Consider the following 16,043-nt stretch of genomic DNA (forward strand, 5'->3'; position numbering starts at 1 on the left):
AGGCTATTTTGGTAGGCGGCAAGCGAATGAACCCCGATGAGTCGATTAAGTTTTAAGTCTCATGTCATCGGTAAACGGGGCAAAATCAGCCCCACCCAGAGGTATTAACCTTCTTTTTCGATCAGCAGCGCTTCCAGCAAATCCAAATCATGCAGTAGCTTTTGCAGGGTTTCATTGCTGATTTTCTGCGTGGCACGCAGGTGATATAACTCACCACGTTCGGCCCGCAGAGCGGTTAAGCGAAAGCGCCGTTCCAGATTTTCAATCAGCAGCGTATTCTCAACTTCATCTTTACTGCCCGTGCGCCGCCGCAATGTACCGATGACTCGCGAGCTAACCTCCTTCAGTAACTCTGAGTCAATATTCTCCTCACTACTGGCCGTTAGCCGCTCTTCCATCTTATTCAGGCTAACAATCGCGACTTCTGCCATCGCCGCCCGAGCCAAACGTATTTCTTCACGGCTGGCACTCTTATCCGCAACCACCACCCCGCGCAATAACGGCGGCAAGGCAATCACCCCAATAATCACCGACAACAAGATCACGCCAGTGGCGATAAAGACCAATTGGTAGCGGGATGGGAAGGCTGAGCCATCGCTAAGGAATAAGGGAATCGACAGCACACCGGCAAGGGTTATCGCCCCACGCACCCCGGCGAATGAAGCAACCCACAGCTCACGGGTAGTGTAATTGATAAATTGCAGTGGCCGCTTGGTCAGCACCCGCTTACTGATTTTCTTCATTGACCACAACCAACTGAAACGCAGCAACAGCAACGCGCCATAAATAATGGCAACATCAGCGAATAGGTTCCAGGTTTGGATAGTCGGGTCCAGTTCTGCCTGAGTGATGGAGGTTTCCAAGATCCCCGGTAATTGCAGGCCCAGCAGGATAAATACCATGCCGTTAAACACAAACTCCAACATCGACCACACACTGTCAGCACGCAATCGCATCGCCAACGGGGCGTTACGAATAATACCCGACTGGCTGATGGTCATCCCCGCCGCCACCGCAGCCAAGATACCGGAGACGCCAAGGTGCTCTGCAACCAGATAGGAGGCGAACGGTAACAGCAGCAGCAAGACAATTTGTGTCGCCGGATCATCGCCACTCCAGCGGCTCATAATACGCAGCGATTTACTGTACAACCAGGTTATCGCCACACCCGCCAGCAGACCACCGATCGCGACTTTCAAGAACTCCAGCGTAGCACCGGAAACGGAAAAGATCATCGTCCCCATCGCCACTGCAATAGCAAATTTCAGCGCTACCAGACCAGAGGCATCGTTCATCAACGCCTCCCCTTCCAGTACGCCCATAATGGATTTCGGGATCCGCCCTTTACCCACGATACCGGATAGCGCTACGGCATCGGTGGGCGATAACACCGCCGCCAACGCAAAAGCTGCCACCAGCGGAATACCCGGTACCATCCAGTAAATCAGATAACCGATACCCACAATGGTGACCAAAACTAATGCCAGTGCCAGACCCAATATTTCTCGCCCATGGTGAATAAATTCCCGCGTCGGTGTTTTCCAACCATCGGCAAATAGCAGCGGCGGAATGAATAGCACCAGGAATAGCTCTGGGTCAAAATTGACATGCAACCCAAAATTGGGCCAAGCCAGCAAAGCACCGCAGACAATTTGCATCAGAGGAAGAGGGACTTGAAACGGTAACATTCGAGTGACAACGCCAGAAAGCGATACCACCAAAATCAAAATGAGGATTGTAAAAAAGATTTCCATGCTTTCCTTAAGACTCCACACGACATAATTTTTTTATCGTACCCGCCCGTAAGCCAAGGCCGGGTATCGCTTTCGATAGTAGATCACTTTTTTGTGAAGCGGGGAAAAAACCGGTGACAACCCGTAGAAAAAATAAAGAAAGTAAGGATATATAATATTAGGTTCACATCGGGGAGGATAATCCCCCCCGATGCCTGCAACCAATTGTTATTACAAGCAGTTACTATTGCGGAAAGTCACTATTAAAAATAGTCCTAATCTCGAATGGTCATGATGACAAGCATCCACCATTACAAACATCCACCATTACAAACATTCGCAATACCTGTGGGCTTAAATTGCCCAACCACCCGCGTAGAATGCAACCAGTGCAACCGCAATAATCACCGTACCGACGTTCAGTTTACGCCATTCACCAGAGCAAACCCGGCCAATAACCAGTGAGCTAAAGCCCAACATAATACCGGTTACGATATTGCAGGTCAGTACGATAAATACCGCACACAGTAGGCCGGACATCGCATCAACAAAGTCCTCGAAATCCAGTTTGGATACATTGCTTAGCATCAGCAAGCCGACATACATCAGCGCCGGAGCAGTGGCATAAGCCGGAACCAAATACGACAGCGGCGAGAGGAACAAAATCAACAGGAACAGGATACCGACCACCGTCGCCGTCAAGCCAGTTTTGCCGCCGGCAGCAGTGCCAGCAGCCGATTCAATATAAACCGCCGCCGGTGCCGCCCCGACCAAACCCGCAAAGATGCTGCTAACGGAGTCAGTGGTCAGCGCTTTACCACCACTGATAATCTGGCCGTCTTTATCCAACAAGTTAGCCTGCCCCGCGACAGCACGGATAGTCCCGGTCGCATCAAATACCGCCGTCATCACTAACGCCAGTACGCTTGGCAATACCACGGGTTGTAAAGCGCCCATGATATCAAGGCTGAAAATCAAAGAGTCGCCGTTAGCATCCGCCAGACTTGGCATCGCGAACAGACCCTGATAGGTCACGCTTGGATCAAAAATCAGGCCGATCACCGAGATGGCGATAATCACCAGTAAAATCCCCCCCGGCACTCGCAGTTTCTCCAGACCAAAAATCACGGCCAGACCCAGCAAGGTCATTATCACAGGGAAAGAGGTAAATGCCCCCAACGCGACCGGTAAACCTTCAATCGGGTTTTTGATAACCAAGCCGACACCGTTTGCGGCAATCAACAGCAAGAACAGACCGATACCAATGCCCGTACCGTGTGCAACCCCCATCGGCAAGTTACGCAAGATCCATGAACGGATACCGGTTACTGAGATAATAGTAAACAGCACCCCCATCAGGAAGACCGCACCCAATGCCACTGGGATACTGATTTGCTGGCCCAATACCAGACTGAAGGCGGTAAATGCCGTCAGAGAGATGGCACAACCGATAGCCATTGGCAGGTTAGCCCACAGCCCCATCAACAGAGAACCGAGGCCCGCAACCAGACAGGTCGCGACAAACACCGCCGTCGGTGGGAAACCGGCTTTGCCTAGCATACTCGGTACCACAATCACCGAATAAACCATCGCCAGAAAAGTCGTCAGACCGGCCAGCACTTCCTGGCGTACATTACTGCCACGTTCACTAAGCTTAAAGAATGCATCAAGCGTGCCCTTTGGCTGTGCTTGAGGGTTGCTGCTAGACATGGTGATGTCCCCTGTGTGTCATTTTAAAATAGCATGCCAAGCCAAGCGCCCTTCCCTACGTAATCGTTTCCGTTCCTGTCGATGAACTCACTAACTCTCCCTGACTCACAGAGCGGGGAAAAATAGCAAACGATTAGCTGGGAGAATGCATGACTGAAAAAAAATCGAAGTTTAGGGCAGATGTCATTTAAGGCAAACGATTATCTAGCCATCTGTGGTGACTAATCAACACCCGATCGCGACATTTAATACATTTTCTTCAATTAATTTGTCGGGACGCATTAATTTGATGAGAAACTTTAGATCATCAAATGAATAGGTTCATCGAATAAACATCGCTCAAACACCTTGATGCGTAGCTACATCGTAGCTACAATAAGGGTAATTTAATGGAGGTTATTATGACTGATACTGTTGTTCGTGCCCGAGTTTCACCGGCCTCAAAAGCCGCTGCAATGGCTAATGCCAAAGCCCTTGGCCTCGATTTGTCTACGGTGATCCGTATGGTCGTTAATCGCCTTGCCGTTAACGCAGAACTACCCATTGATTTACTGCAACCTAATCAGGAAACGTTACAGGCTATTCGAGATCTCGAAAACGGGGTGGAGGTTTACCGTGTTGACTCGGTGGATGCGCTCAAACGTGATCTTGGTTGGTAACAATGCTGACAATTGTCTATCAGAGCCGCTTTAAAAAAGATGCAAAGCGTTACACCAAGAATAAAAAGGCGCAGAAAGTTATTTTAGAAACCATTTCACTGTTACAGACAGGTGAAGCGTTACCCCCAAAATATAAAGAGCATCCATTAATCGGTAACTATATTGGTTATCTTGAATGCCATGGCATGCCAAATTTATTGTTAATTTATCAACGTACCGACTCAGAAATTAAACTCTACCGTGTAGGAAGTCATTCTGATTTATTTTAAATGAAACTGAAGTGACTAAGACTGAAGTGACTAAAAGAGAGTCAGTCTCCCCGCCAAATCCCCCCCCATTTCTAGTGGTCTGGAACAGTGCAGGAAACTGACTGGGAAGGTTATGGATGTTTGTTAAAATATCCATTTAGGTATTTTCCCGTTGTACTCAGGGCCCTATTTGAGCCGTCTCAATTCGCCACCCGTCGTGATGTTGCTGTACCTTGGCGTGATGCCTCAATGCCTTGGGGGGGGACAGGACTCTTTCCAACACCTCGGCCTCCAGCGCGGCCAGCTTCGCCGATCCTTTGCGACGTGGGCGCGGCAAATCGATAGCCAGATCCAAACCAATACGCCCCTCCTCAATCAGCAGCACGCGATCCGCCAGTGCGATAGCTTCACTCACGTCATGCGTCACCAACAATACGGTGAAACCATGCTGTTGCCAGAGACGTTCAATCAGGCCCTGCATCTCAATACGGGTCAACGCATCCAACGCGCCCAGCGGTTCATCCAACAACAATAAACGGGGGCGATGGATCAGCGCCCGCGCCAGTGCAACACGTTGCTTTTGCCCGCCTGATAATGCCGCGGGCCATTCATTGGCGCGATCTGCCAGCCCGACGGTGTCCAATACCTGCAACGCGTCATCACGCCAGTGGCCACGCAAGCCCAGCCCCACGTTATCAATCACCTTTTTCCACGGGAGTAAACGAGCCTCCTGAAACATCAGACGAGTCTCATCCTTGGCATGACTGAGCAGCGCATTACCACTTAGCAGTGTTCCGTCACTGGCCGCTTCCAACCCCGCGAGCAAACGTAACAACGTACTTTTTCCACAGCCGCTGCGGCCAACCACTGCCACAAACTGGCCTGCGGTGATACGCAGTTGCAGATTATCTAAAACAGTACGATTACCATAACGTTTGCCGATCGACTCCAACGTTATTGGCGTCCCTTGCGGGATATGAGTCAGTGTGGTCATTGCGCTTCTCCTGATTTCTGTTGATAGGCCGGATGCCAACGCAACCAGACTCGTTCGAGCAGTTGTGCACTGCCATCGGCCAGTTTGCCTAATAGGGCATACAGAACAATGGCCACCACCACCACATCGGTCTGGAGAAATTCACGGGCGTTCATTGCCAAATAACCAATACCCGAATTGGCGGAAATGGTTTCAGCCACGATAAGCGTCAGCCACATAAATCCGAGCGCAAAACGCACGCCGACCATGATCGATGGCAACGCACCTGGCAGCACCACTTGCGTCAATAATCGAAAACCGCTCAGCCCGTAACTGCGCGCCATTTCCAGTAGGCCACTGTCAATATTCTTAATACCGTGATAGGTGTTCAGATAAATAGGGAACAACGTACCGAGTGCCACCAGAAAAATTTTGGCGGATTCGTCAATGCCGAACCACAGGATCACCAGCGGGATCAGTGCCAAATGCGGGACATTACGGATCATCTGGACCGAGCTATTGAGTAACCGCTCTCCCCAGCGAGACAAACCCGTGATGACCCCCAACACTAATCCGATGCTGCCACCGATGCTAAAACCAATCAGGGCACGCCAACTGCTGATAGTCAGGTGTTGCCACAGCTCACCACTTTTGGTCAGTGCCCAAAATGCGGTCACTACGGCACTTGGCGCAGGTAATATGCGGTTGGATAACCAACCCGCCTCAACCGCGACTTGCCAGCCAACCACCAACGCCACGGGCAAAATCCAAGGGGCCAGCCGATGCAGAATTCGTTGTGCACTGATTGTCATCATGTTTCTCCTCAGCTTTGCGAGACTTTTTGTGGCACATAAATATTGGCGACCACTTCACCTTGCGGTTGGGTTGCAGGCCGCTGCGTCGGTAGCTCGGTGGTAGCCAAATCAAGATGTGGGAACAACAATTCACTCACACGATAAGCTTCTTCAAGGTGCGGATAACCGGAGAAAACAAAGGTATCAATCCCCAGGTCAGCATATTCCTGGATCCGTTGTGCGACGGTCGGGCCATCGCCTACCAATGCGGTACCCGCCCCTCCCCTCACCAGCCCAACACCGGCCCACAGATTCGGGCTGATTTCCAAATTATCTTTCTTACCGCCGTGCAGTGCAGCCATGCGCTGCTGACCAACAGAATCGAAACGAGCGAAAGCCTGCTGCGCGTCGGCAATGGTTTTATCATCCAGATTGGCTATCAAACGGTTGGCTGCGCGCCAAGCCTCTTCGGTCGTTTCACGGACGATGACATGCAAGCGGATGCCGAAACGTACTGTGCGCCCTTTTGCCGCCGCTTTAGCCCGCACCTCCTCAATTTTTTCCTTCACCTGTTCGGGGGTTTCTCCCCAAGTCAGATACAGCTCAACCTGTTCAGCGGCCAAATCTTGAGCTGCTGCCGAGGAACCGCCAAAATACAGTGGAGGCCGTGGATGTTGAACCGGCGGAAATAACAGCTTGGCGCCTTTTACCTTAATATGCTTGCCAGCAAAATCAACGGTTTCACCTTCCAGCACCTTGCGCCACACATGAGTAAATTCGGCAGAAGCCTCGTAGCGCTCAGTGTGATTAAGGTGTAACCCTTCTGCGGCCAACTCTTCTGGATCGCCACCGGTGACCAGATTAAACAGCGCCCGGCCATTAGAAAGCCGATCCAACGTAGCGGCCTGCCTGGCGGCCAGCGTGGGGGAGATGATGCCAGGGCGCAGCGCGACCAGAAATTTCAGCCGTTGGGTAACCGGGATAAGCGAAGCGGCAACTAACCAAGAATCCTCACAAGAACGGCCCGTTGGGATCAACACACCACCGAACCCAAGCCGGTCAGCCGCTTGGGCAATTTGCTGTAGATAACTATAATCGACCGCGCGTGCCCCTTCAGAACTGCCCAGATAGTGACCATCGCCATGGGTAGGTAAAAACCAGAATACGTTAATGCTCATCGCAGGCTCTCCTTATCATTACTTGGTCTGTGATTTTGCTGTAGATGATTGCTCTATAGATGTCTGCGCTATAGACGGTTGCTCTGTAGGTAATTGGCTTGGAGATGATTGGCTTGAAGATGATGGCTTTGAGGATAATTGCCCGGCTGGCTGCCAAACACGTTGCAAAATATCCACTTTGACCGGTAACAGCCGGTTGGCGAAAAACAGATCGGCCGTTCTTTGTTGGGCAGCAACCGTCGCCTGACTCAAAGGCTGGATAGCCGTGGGTGGACGATGATCCAGATAGCTGGCAATCACGGCCTCTGGTAGCCCCATCGCGTTGGCCAGTAGCGTGATACTTTGTGCTCGATCGCTAAGCGTCAACGCATCAGCCTGCGTCAGCACCTCCAGCACCTGCTGAATAAATGGGCCGTTAGCTTCGGTATAAGGACGAGAAGCCAGATAGAAAGAGCCTGTCTGGTTTAATTGGCTGCCATCTATCAGTACCCGTATGCCCCCTTGCAACAAGGCGGCGGAATAGTAGGGATCCCAAATGACCCAAGCATCAACATTGCCCTGTTGGAAAGCCGCTCGTGCATCAGCAGGCGTGAGGTAGACAGGTTGGATATCGGTAAATTTTAGCCCCGCTTTTTGCAGTGCCTGCAAGAGCAGGTTGTGTGAGCTTGAGCCTTTCTGGAAGGCCACTTTATGGCCCTTCAGTTCAGCAACGCTGTTAATCGAGCTGTTTTCCGGAACCAAAATTACTTCTGCCTTCGGTTTCGGCGGCTCCATGCCGACATACAGCAGATCAGCACCAGCAGCCTGAGCAAAAATGGGCGGAATATCGCCAGTACTGCCCAAATCGATGCTGTTGACGTTCAACGCTTCGAGCATTTGCGGGCCTGCCGGGAATTCAATCCAGCTAATTTGGGTATCAGGAAAGCGTTTTTCCAGCAATTGGTGAGTTTTCGCCAACACCAGATTCACCGAGCCTTTTTGGTACCCAATGCGGAGCTGGGCCGGGGCGCTATCCTGTGCAATCACTGTGTTAGTGAACGCTAACGTAATAATAGCGGCCATTGCCCCGATATTGAGCCAGTGGTGAACGTTGAACCCGCGACGAAAAAAGAAAGATAGCGACATAATGATTTCCTTTATTAGGCAGCCGTTTGCCGCGCCAACGAAGATGGCACAGCGTGAGACGCCGGAGGTTTACGGCGACCGAGTGCCAGATAGAAGCTTTCCAACGCCTCTTCTAACCGGGTTGTCGCACTCACAGAGACCGTGACCTGCTCATCGTGAAAAACCACCTGGCTGTCATCGACGAAAACACCATGCAGCACCTCTTGGGCCTTTAGTGCGGTCAATACTGGTTTCAGCGCATAGTCCACCGCCAGCATGTGGCCGATGGAACCACCAGTCGCCAGTGGTAGAACCACCTTATGGTCCAATGCCCTCTCTGGTAACAAATCGAGTAAGGTTTTCAGAGCGCCAGAAAAAGACGCTTTATAAATAGGTGTGGCAATTAACAGGCCATCTGCTGTTGCTAGCTGTGCAACAAAAGCTTTGACGTCAGGGCTACTAAAATTGGCATGCAGCAGATCATCAGCATGGAAATCGTGCAAGGTGTAGGGGATCACCTCCACATTCTGCTGTTGTAACCAGTGTTGGCTTAAATTTAACAGTGCCGCAGAGCGTGAGGGAGTACGTGGACTACCCGCCAAAGAGATAACGCGCATGGTTATTCCTTATATCAAAAAGTTATTTTTAACATTGATTGCACATTTAAGAGTTATAAAAATAACAACGAAAAAGCATATTTCTAAATATCATTTTTGATTTTGATATGACTGGATGATTGGATGATTGGATGATTGGATGATTGGATGATTGGATAAACGCAGATTATCAATATCGCCGCCAGCAGATCGTACGATGCCGTTCTCTGTCGCTATGGCGCCTGTCTTCGTCATTCGACCCCATCGACAGGGCAGAATACGGGTAATTTCTTGAGCCAGATCACAACTTTATTGACCTGAAAATTCTATCCATGTAGCGGGGAATCCTGCCTATCACGCTTTACGCCACACTTGCCTAAAGTAAGCCCATGTCCACCGCATAGTTACCGATGCGCAGCTACATACACACAGCTACATACACGTAGTCACATACACATCGTTACATGCGCTTATTTAGCAAACAGGAGTATAAGTAAATGATTGATTTCAATGATCCCCGCCAGGTTGCGAAGGCTATTCAGTTCACCAACGTCAATGCCGATTTAACTCGGGAAGGGTTGATTAAGCACTTGAACATTTGGTGGAGGTGCCACGGAACATAACAGCTTTAGAGGGGCGGGTTCAGTAGAATTACCGGCAGCAGGATTAGGCGCGTTGAATTATCCGTTATATGTCGAGTTGCTGGCCCAGAAGCATCCTAATATTCCACTGATTATTGAACATGTTGATGAAGAGGATATCCCCCGCGCCAAACGCTTTGTTGACGAGGTTTTAATGGCAACAGGCAGTTGATCTGTTTTTATCACGCAGAATTTATAAAACAAAAAAACGTGGCTGGCTAAACCAGTCACTTTGTATAATTAAAAATATTATAAAGGCAGGATTTACGCCCGGCGCAGTATTTAAAATACAACAATATCGAAATGGCCTGATAATAATTTTAATCGCCAATGAGATCGCGACCCAACGGGTACTTAATGAGATTGAAAACGATCACCATATTGGTATGGACTGGATACAAAACAATGGTGAACTGTCTCTGTCCGGAGAATGGCTCACACAAACAGGCTTAACCGGACAACCGCTGGCGATCAGCGTAATGCCCGGCGAGGTGGTGATTCGGGTGCAGCAGGATAATGTGTTGGCGTAGCAACAGACGAAAAGCCAGAAGGATCATGGTAGATCTCTTCTGGCCTTAGCCTAATTGGCGTTGTATATATCGTGCAGATCTTTATTTTCGTTTAACACGACAGGTGACTTGTTATCCTTATGGTAAGTAAGAACTAACTCCCCTTTATTTTCATCATCTTCTATCGCACGCACACCGTCGATAACACATAACATACCAAATAAAGAATCATCAGCAACACGCTTAATTATCTTATTTATAAACTCTTTAACCTCATCGGCCTGAGCATTATAAAAACCAGATAAATCAACTAATTCTTTTGATGGTTTCCTACCTGGCGGTGATTCCAGCACAGATATTACATCTTCTACCACTGCATCTTTCACAACAACATTTAATATATCTACAAATTTTTCAGCATCCATTTAACTTACCTTAATTTAGTGAAAACATCAGGGAACATTTCTTTATTAAGCCTGATAAGATCTTTAATGGTTGAAGGTGGAGCGTTGGTATAGTTACGAAGATCTCGTATATCTTTTGCTAATAGATCTCTTGCCGTTCCAGTAAACGGACCTTTCATAGTTGGTATTAATTTATGTTCAGCTCTTGGAAGGGCTATGGATGGAGCTGTTTTAGGATCATAACCAGATATAACTTGGCCTGCTGGGTGCTTTTGAGCGGCATGGTGAATATCCAACCCGTCACCAACTTTTGAACGCCGCTGTAAATCATCAAAAGTCCCTACTTCATATTTATTGGTAGGACAACCCGCCAGCCCCAGCGGATCCACCCAGCTCACCGGATTATGCACATACCCGTACGGGTTTAATCCCCCCGCCAGCCCTATCGGGTCCGGGCATAGATATTGCCCCGTCTCGCCATCATAGTAGCGGAACCGGTTGTAATGCAACCCGGATTCTGCATCCGCGTACTGACCCGCAAAACGCAGGTTACAGCTGACCCGATCCTCATCATTCGCCGCCTGTCGCCATAATTCCGCCTGCCCCCAGGTGCTCAGACGGCTCGCCCACACCACCTTGCCCTGCTCATTCAGCAACTCCCGCGGCGTACCCAGAGGGTCCGCCACCACATAATGCAGTTTGCCTTGCGCATAGCGGGCCATCGGCGTTAATCCGCCCGGCGCATACAGCCAGTGGATCCCCTGCTCATACGCCACCGTGCCGTCGGCATACACCGGCACCTCTTCGATTAACTGGTCGCCGCTCCACAGGTACGCGTAACCGGCCAGTGATGCCGTGGCCGGACCGGTGGAAGGCGCGTCCATCTCATTGAGCGGCGGGGTATCCACTACCCGCAGTTTTCGAATACGTCGCCCAAAGGCATCATAACCGTAGCGCCAGCGCGCCCCCGTCGGCGTGATCAATTCGGATAACTGATCCTGCTCATTCCAGCGATAACGCCACAGCTGTGGCCGGTAGCCGTCTTTTTGGCTGCGTTTCTCCACCAGTCGCCCGCCAGCATCGTAACGGTACTGACTGTCACCGCGCTTCACCACCCGGCCCGCCTGCTGTTGCTGGCTCGCCTGCGCCAAAACCGCCTGTGCCCCACGCGGTAAACAGCGATGCTCGCGCAGGTTCTGGTTCACATCGTAGCTAAACTGCTCCTGCAACGGCAAAAAACCACCAAAATCAGCGCGGACGACCTGGTCATTGCGATCATACTGGTACTGCGTTTTACCCCAACGCCCGTCATCCATCCCCACCACGTTATAAGCCCGGTCATACTGCCAACTGCGGTTGACCGCACTGCCGTGCAAGGCCGGGCTCTCCGGGGCGATCAACTGTTGCTGGAATAATGCCGAGTTACGCCCGGCCGCCTGATGGGCCAACAGCCCGCTCGGGGTATAATTGCAGGCCTGAATAAACCCGGCTGCGCTTTCACGTACCGTCTCCCGCCCCAACCGGTCATGCTGCAACGCCAGGGGCTGATGGCCCGCCAGCTGTAGCCGGGTCAGTTCGCCCTGTGCACCGTACACAAACGCCAGCCCCAGCTCACCCACCTGTCGGGCAACAGGGGTACCGTTTAGCGCATCCCACTGATGCCGCACCTCCCGGCCATTCAGCCGCTCCGCAACCAACTGACCCGCCTCGTCGTAATCAAACTCCACCACCGCATCCGCATTGGTCGCGCTCAGCAGACGACCGGCACGGTCATAACCGTAGCTGACCGTGCCAACCAGCGTGGAACTCAGTGCATCGCAGTGCCAGGTCTGCTGCGCCAGCACCTGATCCTGCATCGAGTAGTGCCAGCGAACAAGGCGCTGATCCGGGTAACGCGCCCCGATACGCCGCCCCACCGCATCATACTGATAATGAACCGTGCGCCCGGTAAAATCGGTTTCGCTGATCACCTGCCCGGCCCGATCACGGGTATAGCGATAGGTGTCACCTGACGCATTGGTCACCTGATTCAGGCGCGTCAGTGTGTCATAGCCGAAGGTCAGCCGCTGCCCGTCCGGGCGTATCAGGCCGGTCAGTAAATCAAAACCCCCGTATTCGTAACGGGTGGTTTTCCCCGCGCCATCGGTCAGCGCGGCAATACGCTTCTCGCTGTCATAGGCGATGGCCTGCTCCACGCCATCCGGCAACGATACCTGGCTCAGGCTGCCTGCCGGGCTGGCATGCTGTGGGCTGTAGCCATAGCGGGTTATCTGATTCAGCGGATCCTGCGTTTCCAGCAACCGGCCAAAAATATCCTGCGCCAGCAGCGTGACACCGCCATCCGGCGCAATAACCTCATTGACCTGCTGCTGAGCATTATAACGGTAGCGCCACTCTGTGCCGTCGGGCAGAATGTGCCGCACCCGTTCACCCTGTTCGCTGTAACGGTATTCCTGTCGTCGCCCCTGTGGATCAACCTGATTGCACAGCTCCCCGTGCTCCCCATACCAGAATCGCCAGCACTGGTTATCAGGCTGGGTACTTTGCGTGATTTGCCCGAAGCCATTGTAATCGTAACGGTAAGTCTCCCCCGCGGGCGTAATGACCTGCTCGACCTCACCAAATGTATTACGCCGGAATTCAGTCGTGCGCCCTAACGCATCGGTTTCAGACAACTTATTACTGAACGCCCATTCAGTGAGATGCTCGCGTCCCAGTGGATCGACTTCACGGATCACCTGACCTTCCGTGTTATACCAAAATTGGGTCTCTCCCCCTTCAGCATCCTGATAGGTGGTACAGCGGGCCCTGTCGTCATAGAAAAAACGATCCTGATAATGCCCACTGGCAGTACGGGTGGACAACACCCTGCCCAGGGTGTCGTATTGAAGATAAGCATCGGTCTTGTCGGTATCATGCCAGCGGATCATATGACCGGCGGCATTATAGGCATGGGAAAGGTGGGTAAACTGGAACGTATTACATTCAGCCAGTAAACCGTTTTCAGCGTAGCGACATGTCACCAGCCACTGACGTTGTGTGCCGGTCACCAGTTCGATCAACGTGAGTTGATGTTGCTGGTAGCTCAGTTCCAGCGCATAGCCCGCACTGTGATCAAGGCGAATAAGCTGCTGGTCAGCCGAATAGCCCAAACGGATCTGACGACCAAAACGATCACTGATAGCAGATAAACGGCGCGTATCCCCCTGCCGTTCGGCAAAACTCAGGATTTGCTGGGTTTGTCGGTTAAAAATATGCAGGACACCACTGCGCTGGCCATAAAGCAGGTACTGACCTTCATGCAGGTTGACCGATTCAACGTCATCTTCAGGTGCATCGTAGGTCAGTACCACACCTTCATGGTTGCGAAAGCGGATCAGCGAACCGTTGATCGTCAGTTGCTGTGACCAGTTATCCGCCCATTTATCACCAAAACTGCCTGACAGACTGGCGCTGGAGCGGTAGAGCCGCGTTAAATTGAGGGGTAACTGGCCGGGGATATCAATCATCGGCCATATTTGTAAAAAATCACCGCTTGCAACATCAACAGGATCACTGGCACACCCCGTTTTTGTTGAGCATTTCCCCTCGATTTCAACCGATTTCTTTGGCTTGCCGTTGTTCTTTTTCCCTTTCGGCAGAGGCAGAAGACTGGCCACAATGGCGACCCAGCGCAACACCGAACTGCGGCTGTCTTTCACCGCAAAGACATAGGCCGTTTCTTGGGTTTCAGCGACCGTAGCTGCGCCGCTGTTAATATTGGCATCGCAGGTCGTACGGTGCCCCAGACGGGCGATTTGCTTGCCGTTGGCATACACCGTTTTCGCCCCTTCGGCAATCACCTGAGGGACGCCGGGATGGTCACTGCAGACAATCGGATCACCAACACGGGCAACCGGTTTTCCCTCAAAATTCACATTGGGAGAGCCACCGGTGATCGTCCCTTTATTCTCACCGTACTGGCCCAGGGCTGCACACGTGGCCGCCACGCCTGCGCCAACAAATCCACCTGCCGCCGCCGCGGCGGCAACCACCACCAACGCGGCCCCGCCTGTTGCGACCACCAACGCCCCCACCGCTACCGCCGCGACAGCACCCAGCAGGATCCCCCCTAATACCCCCCACGAACCGAGATCTTTTTTCTGATGCGCAATCGCATCACCCAGACGGGCCGGAGCATCACCGTCTGTCGCCACCTTCGCCCATCCCAGCGCGCCAGCCAGAGCATGACCGGCTTTATCACCAACGTAACTCCCCGCTTTCGCGCCGACATACCCGGCGGCTAATCCAACAGCAAAGGGGGCACCCGCCCCCGTCGCCACTGCATAAGCGCCCATACCCGCCGTTATCGTATAGTTTACGCCCTCGCTTTCCATAAAACCCAGGGCCTGCTCATTGAAACGTTCAGCACCGCCAGCATCAGTATCGGGAGGAGAGGCACCCCGTTGTTGCTCCATCACATCCTGACGCAGTGCCGACCGCCCACCTGCTGCTCCTGCACCACTCCATACGCCTTGTCCAATACTCATCGAGTCCCTCGCATTACTCTGTGGCGGCTTTTCCTGACACTGCCGGGTCCCGTAACTGGAATGTGCTCATCAACACACGGATTTGTTGCCGCTGTTCATCGCTCATCGTGCCGGGGATCGTCGCGGTAAACACCAACACCTTGGGGGAGAGATCAAGTAGCATCATTAATTGATGGATGGCCCCTTGTGGCGATGACCAACTGAATTCAGACACGATGGTTTTACCCGCCGGATGGGGCTGTTCTTCCTGATTAATGTGCTGATAATCCTTCAACTGCCTCGACAGGCTGGCTATCTCACTCACGGCAAACTGACTAAATGACATGCCCCACGGAATAACATCTCTGGAGATGGTGAAACTGATACCACTTTTATCGTTATCGGCGGCACTCAACACCAAAACACTCAGGTCTTTCCAGGCAGCAGGGAGCGCAATCGCGCCCTCGTTAAAATGAAACAGGGAGAGTTCATTCGGTTCAGTCATTATTTTTCTCTTATTAATCGCGCGTCAGGCATCCTTATTATTCCGGATGCCATACATCATGTTGTTATTTGTTCAGATTAATCACCGGGGCATTAATAAATACGCCTTCGGCATCAAGTTGAATGCTGGAACCGGCAAATTTGATCACAATATGGGTGGTCGTCATGCTTATTTCGCCCGGCCCGACTTTGAGCGTAATGTCATCCGAGGCTTCGTAACGCTGTGTTCCCGGCCCACTTTTACCCGCCTTAGCCTTAACCTGAACCGCATTGGCATCGGTACTGCGCAGGGTACAAATATTTTCCGACAAACCGCCTTGCTTCACGGTTTTCGTTTCGTTACCCGCCAGAATGTTTAATGTTCGATTTCCCGACTCAACGGTCAGGGATTGATCATTCTTTACCGTGGTGCTCATGTCCCGCTGCGCATGCATAAACAGCCCTTCGCCGCCTTTGGCATCCTCGAAGCGCATTTCGTTGTA

The 16,043-nt window shown here is 51.8% G+C and carries 14 protein-coding genes and 2 pseudogenes; 5 read left to right on the plus strand and 11 right to left on the minus strand.

Annotated features, from left to right (window positions below):
* Positions 1-104: 104 nt before the first annotated feature.
* On the minus strand, positions 105-1,754 hold the full coding sequence (locus tag AC971_RS09215; protein WP_025381668.1) for a Na+/H+ antiporter: 1,650 nt from the start codon (positions 1,752-1,754) through the stop codon (positions 105-107).
* 333 nt (positions 1,755-2,087) lie between these two features.
* Complete coding sequence (locus AC971_RS09220) at positions 2,088-3,443, minus strand: NCS2 family permease (RefSeq protein ID WP_011193181.1); 1,356 nt, start codon at positions 3,441-3,443, stop codon at positions 2,088-2,090.
* Positions 3,444-3,844: 401 nt separating this feature from the next.
* Between AC971_RS09220 and AC971_RS09225 the strand changes: the two genes are divergently transcribed.
* Together AC971_RS09225 and AC971_RS09230 are read left to right on the plus strand one after the other, a co-directional pair.
* Complete coding sequence (locus AC971_RS09225) at positions 3,845-4,102, plus strand: type II toxin-antitoxin system RelB/DinJ family antitoxin (RefSeq protein ID WP_012104378.1); 258 nt, start codon at positions 3,845-3,847, stop codon at positions 4,100-4,102.
* 2 nt (positions 4,103-4,104) lie between these two features.
* Entirely contained in the window at positions 4,105-4,371 is a 267-nt protein-coding gene (locus AC971_RS09230; protein WP_025381669.1) for a type II toxin-antitoxin system RelE/ParE family toxin, read from the plus strand.
* 157 nt (positions 4,372-4,528) lie between these two features.
* Here the strand turns inward: AC971_RS09230 and ssuB are convergent, their stop codons facing one another.
* The 5 genes from ssuB to ssuE are packed head-to-tail and all read right to left on the minus strand — an operon-like array spanning position 4,529 to position 9,016.
* Positions 4,529-5,344: an aliphatic sulfonates ABC transporter ATP-binding protein gene (ssuB, locus tag AC971_RS09235; protein ID WP_144236055.1), complete on the minus strand. Its 816-nt coding sequence runs from the start codon at positions 5,342-5,344 to the stop codon at positions 4,529-4,531.
* The gene (ssuC, locus tag AC971_RS09240; protein ID WP_002213853.1) at positions 5,341-6,135 is read right to left on the minus strand and encodes an aliphatic sulfonate ABC transporter permease SsuC; all 795 of its coding nucleotides are present in this window, start codon (positions 6,133-6,135) and stop codon (positions 5,341-5,343) included. Before ssuC ends, ssuB begins: the two co-directional genes overlap by 4 nt.
* Before the next feature lie 11 nt (positions 6,136-6,146).
* On the minus strand, positions 6,147-7,295 hold the full coding sequence (ssuD, locus tag AC971_RS09245) for an FMNH2-dependent alkanesulfonate monooxygenase (RefSeq protein WP_025381670.1): 1,149 nt from the start codon (positions 7,293-7,295) through the stop codon (positions 6,147-6,149).
* 18 nt (positions 7,296-7,313) lie between these two features.
* Complete coding sequence (locus AC971_RS09250; protein ID WP_025381671.1) at positions 7,314-8,420, minus strand: sulfonate ABC transporter substrate-binding protein; 1,107 nt, start codon at positions 8,418-8,420, stop codon at positions 7,314-7,316.
* A gap of 14 nt (positions 8,421-8,434) precedes the next feature.
* Complete coding sequence (gene ssuE, locus AC971_RS09255; protein WP_025381672.1) at positions 8,435-9,016, minus strand: NADPH-dependent FMN reductase; 582 nt, start codon at positions 9,014-9,016, stop codon at positions 8,435-8,437.
* A 476-nt stretch (positions 9,017-9,492) separates the two neighbouring features.
* On the opposite strand from ssuE, the pseudogene AC971_RS24240 reads away from it, so the two are divergent.
* The 3 genes and pseudogenes from AC971_RS24240 to AC971_RS25110 form a co-directional block, all read left to right on the plus strand.
* Positions 9,493-9,594 (plus strand): annotated as a pseudogene (locus AC971_RS24240) (deoxyribose-phosphate aldolase); the annotation flags it as partial.
* A pseudogene (locus tag AC971_RS22915) lies at positions 9,593-9,808 on the plus strand (sugar phosphate isomerase/epimerase family protein); the annotation flags it as partial. The pseudogenes AC971_RS24240 and AC971_RS22915, both read left to right, overlap by 2 nt.
* Before the next feature lie 214 nt (positions 9,809-10,022).
* A complete protein-coding gene (locus AC971_RS25110; protein ID WP_038402041.1) occupies positions 10,023-10,166 on the plus strand; it encodes a SymE family type I addiction module toxin in 144 nt (47 codons plus the stop codon).
* Positions 10,167-10,216: 50 nt separating this feature from the next.
* On the opposite strand, the gene AC971_RS09260 is transcribed toward AC971_RS25110, so the two are convergent.
* The 4 genes from AC971_RS09260 to AC971_RS24660 all read right to left on the minus strand — a co-directional run.
* Positions 10,217-10,570 carry a hypothetical protein gene (locus tag AC971_RS09260; RefSeq protein ID WP_025381673.1) on the minus strand — a complete coding sequence of 118 codons (354 nt, stop codon included), beginning with the start codon at positions 10,568-10,570 and terminating at the stop codon, positions 10,217-10,219.
* A gap of 5 nt (positions 10,571-10,575) precedes the next feature.
* Complete coding sequence (locus AC971_RS09265; protein WP_025381674.1) at positions 10,576-15,078, minus strand: RHS repeat-associated core domain-containing protein; 4,503 nt, start codon at positions 15,076-15,078, stop codon at positions 10,576-10,578.
* 13 nt (positions 15,079-15,091) lie between these two features.
* Positions 15,092-15,562 carry a DcrB-related protein gene (locus AC971_RS09270; RefSeq protein ID WP_048677555.1) on the minus strand — a complete coding sequence of 157 codons (471 nt, stop codon included), beginning with the start codon at positions 15,560-15,562 and terminating at the stop codon, positions 15,092-15,094.
* Positions 15,563-15,626: 64 nt separating this feature from the next.
* Positions 15,627-16,043: bacteriophage T4 gp5 trimerisation domain-containing protein (locus AC971_RS24660; RefSeq protein WP_231573003.1), on the minus strand; the 417-nt coding region annotated here is incomplete at its 5' end.

This window comes from Yersinia similis, from assembly GCF_001053095.1.
GTDB classification, from domain to species: Bacteria; Pseudomonadota; Gammaproteobacteria; order Enterobacterales; family Enterobacteriaceae; genus Yersinia; species Yersinia similis.

What these genes read in the sequence shown, in the direction of transcription:
- AC971_RS09250 (WP_025381671.1), bottom strand. Translation starts at nt 8,420, where the DNA reads ATGTCGCTATCTTTCTTTTTTCGTCGCGGGTTCAACGTTCACCACTGG.
- AC971_RS25110 (WP_038402041.1), top strand. Translation starts at nt 10,023, where the DNA reads ATGGACTGGATACAAAACAATGGTGAACTGTCTCTGTCCGGAGAATGG.
- AC971_RS09215 (WP_025381668.1), bottom strand. Translation starts at nt 1,754, where the DNA reads ATGGAAATCTTTTTTACAATCCTCATTTTGATTTTGGTGGTATCGCTT.
- AC971_RS09225 (WP_012104378.1), top strand. Translation starts at nt 3,845, where the DNA reads ATGACTGATACTGTTGTTCGTGCCCGAGTTTCACCGGCCTCAAAAGCC.
- ssuE (WP_025381672.1), bottom strand. Translation starts at nt 9,016, where the DNA reads ATGCGCGTTATCTCTTTGGCGGGTAGTCCACGTACTCCCTCACGCTCT.
- AC971_RS09220 (WP_011193181.1), bottom strand. Translation starts at nt 3,443, where the DNA reads ATGTCTAGCAGCAACCCTCAAGCACAGCCAAAGGGCACGCTTGATGCA.
- ssuB (WP_144236055.1), bottom strand. Translation starts at nt 5,344, where the DNA reads ATGACCACACTGACTCATATCCCGCAAGGGACGCCAATAACGTTGGAG.
- AC971_RS09265 (WP_025381674.1), bottom strand. Translation starts at nt 15,078, where the DNA reads ATGAGTATTGGACAAGGCGTATGGAGTGGTGCAGGAGCAGCAGGTGGG.
- ssuD (WP_025381670.1), bottom strand. Translation starts at nt 7,295, where the DNA reads ATGAGCATTAACGTATTCTGGTTTTTACCTACCCATGGCGATGGTCAC.
- ssuC (WP_002213853.1), bottom strand. Translation starts at nt 6,135, where the DNA reads ATGACAATCAGTGCACAACGAATTCTGCATCGGCTGGCCCCTTGGATT.
- AC971_RS09230 (WP_025381669.1), top strand. Translation starts at nt 4,105, where the DNA reads ATGCTGACAATTGTCTATCAGAGCCGCTTTAAAAAAGATGCAAAGCGT.
- AC971_RS09260 (WP_025381673.1), bottom strand. Translation starts at nt 10,570, where the DNA reads ATGGATGCTGAAAAATTTGTAGATATATTAAATGTTGTTGTGAAAGAT.
- AC971_RS09270 (WP_048677555.1), bottom strand. Translation starts at nt 15,562, where the DNA reads ATGACTGAACCGAATGAACTCTCCCTGTTTCATTTTAACGAGGGCGCG.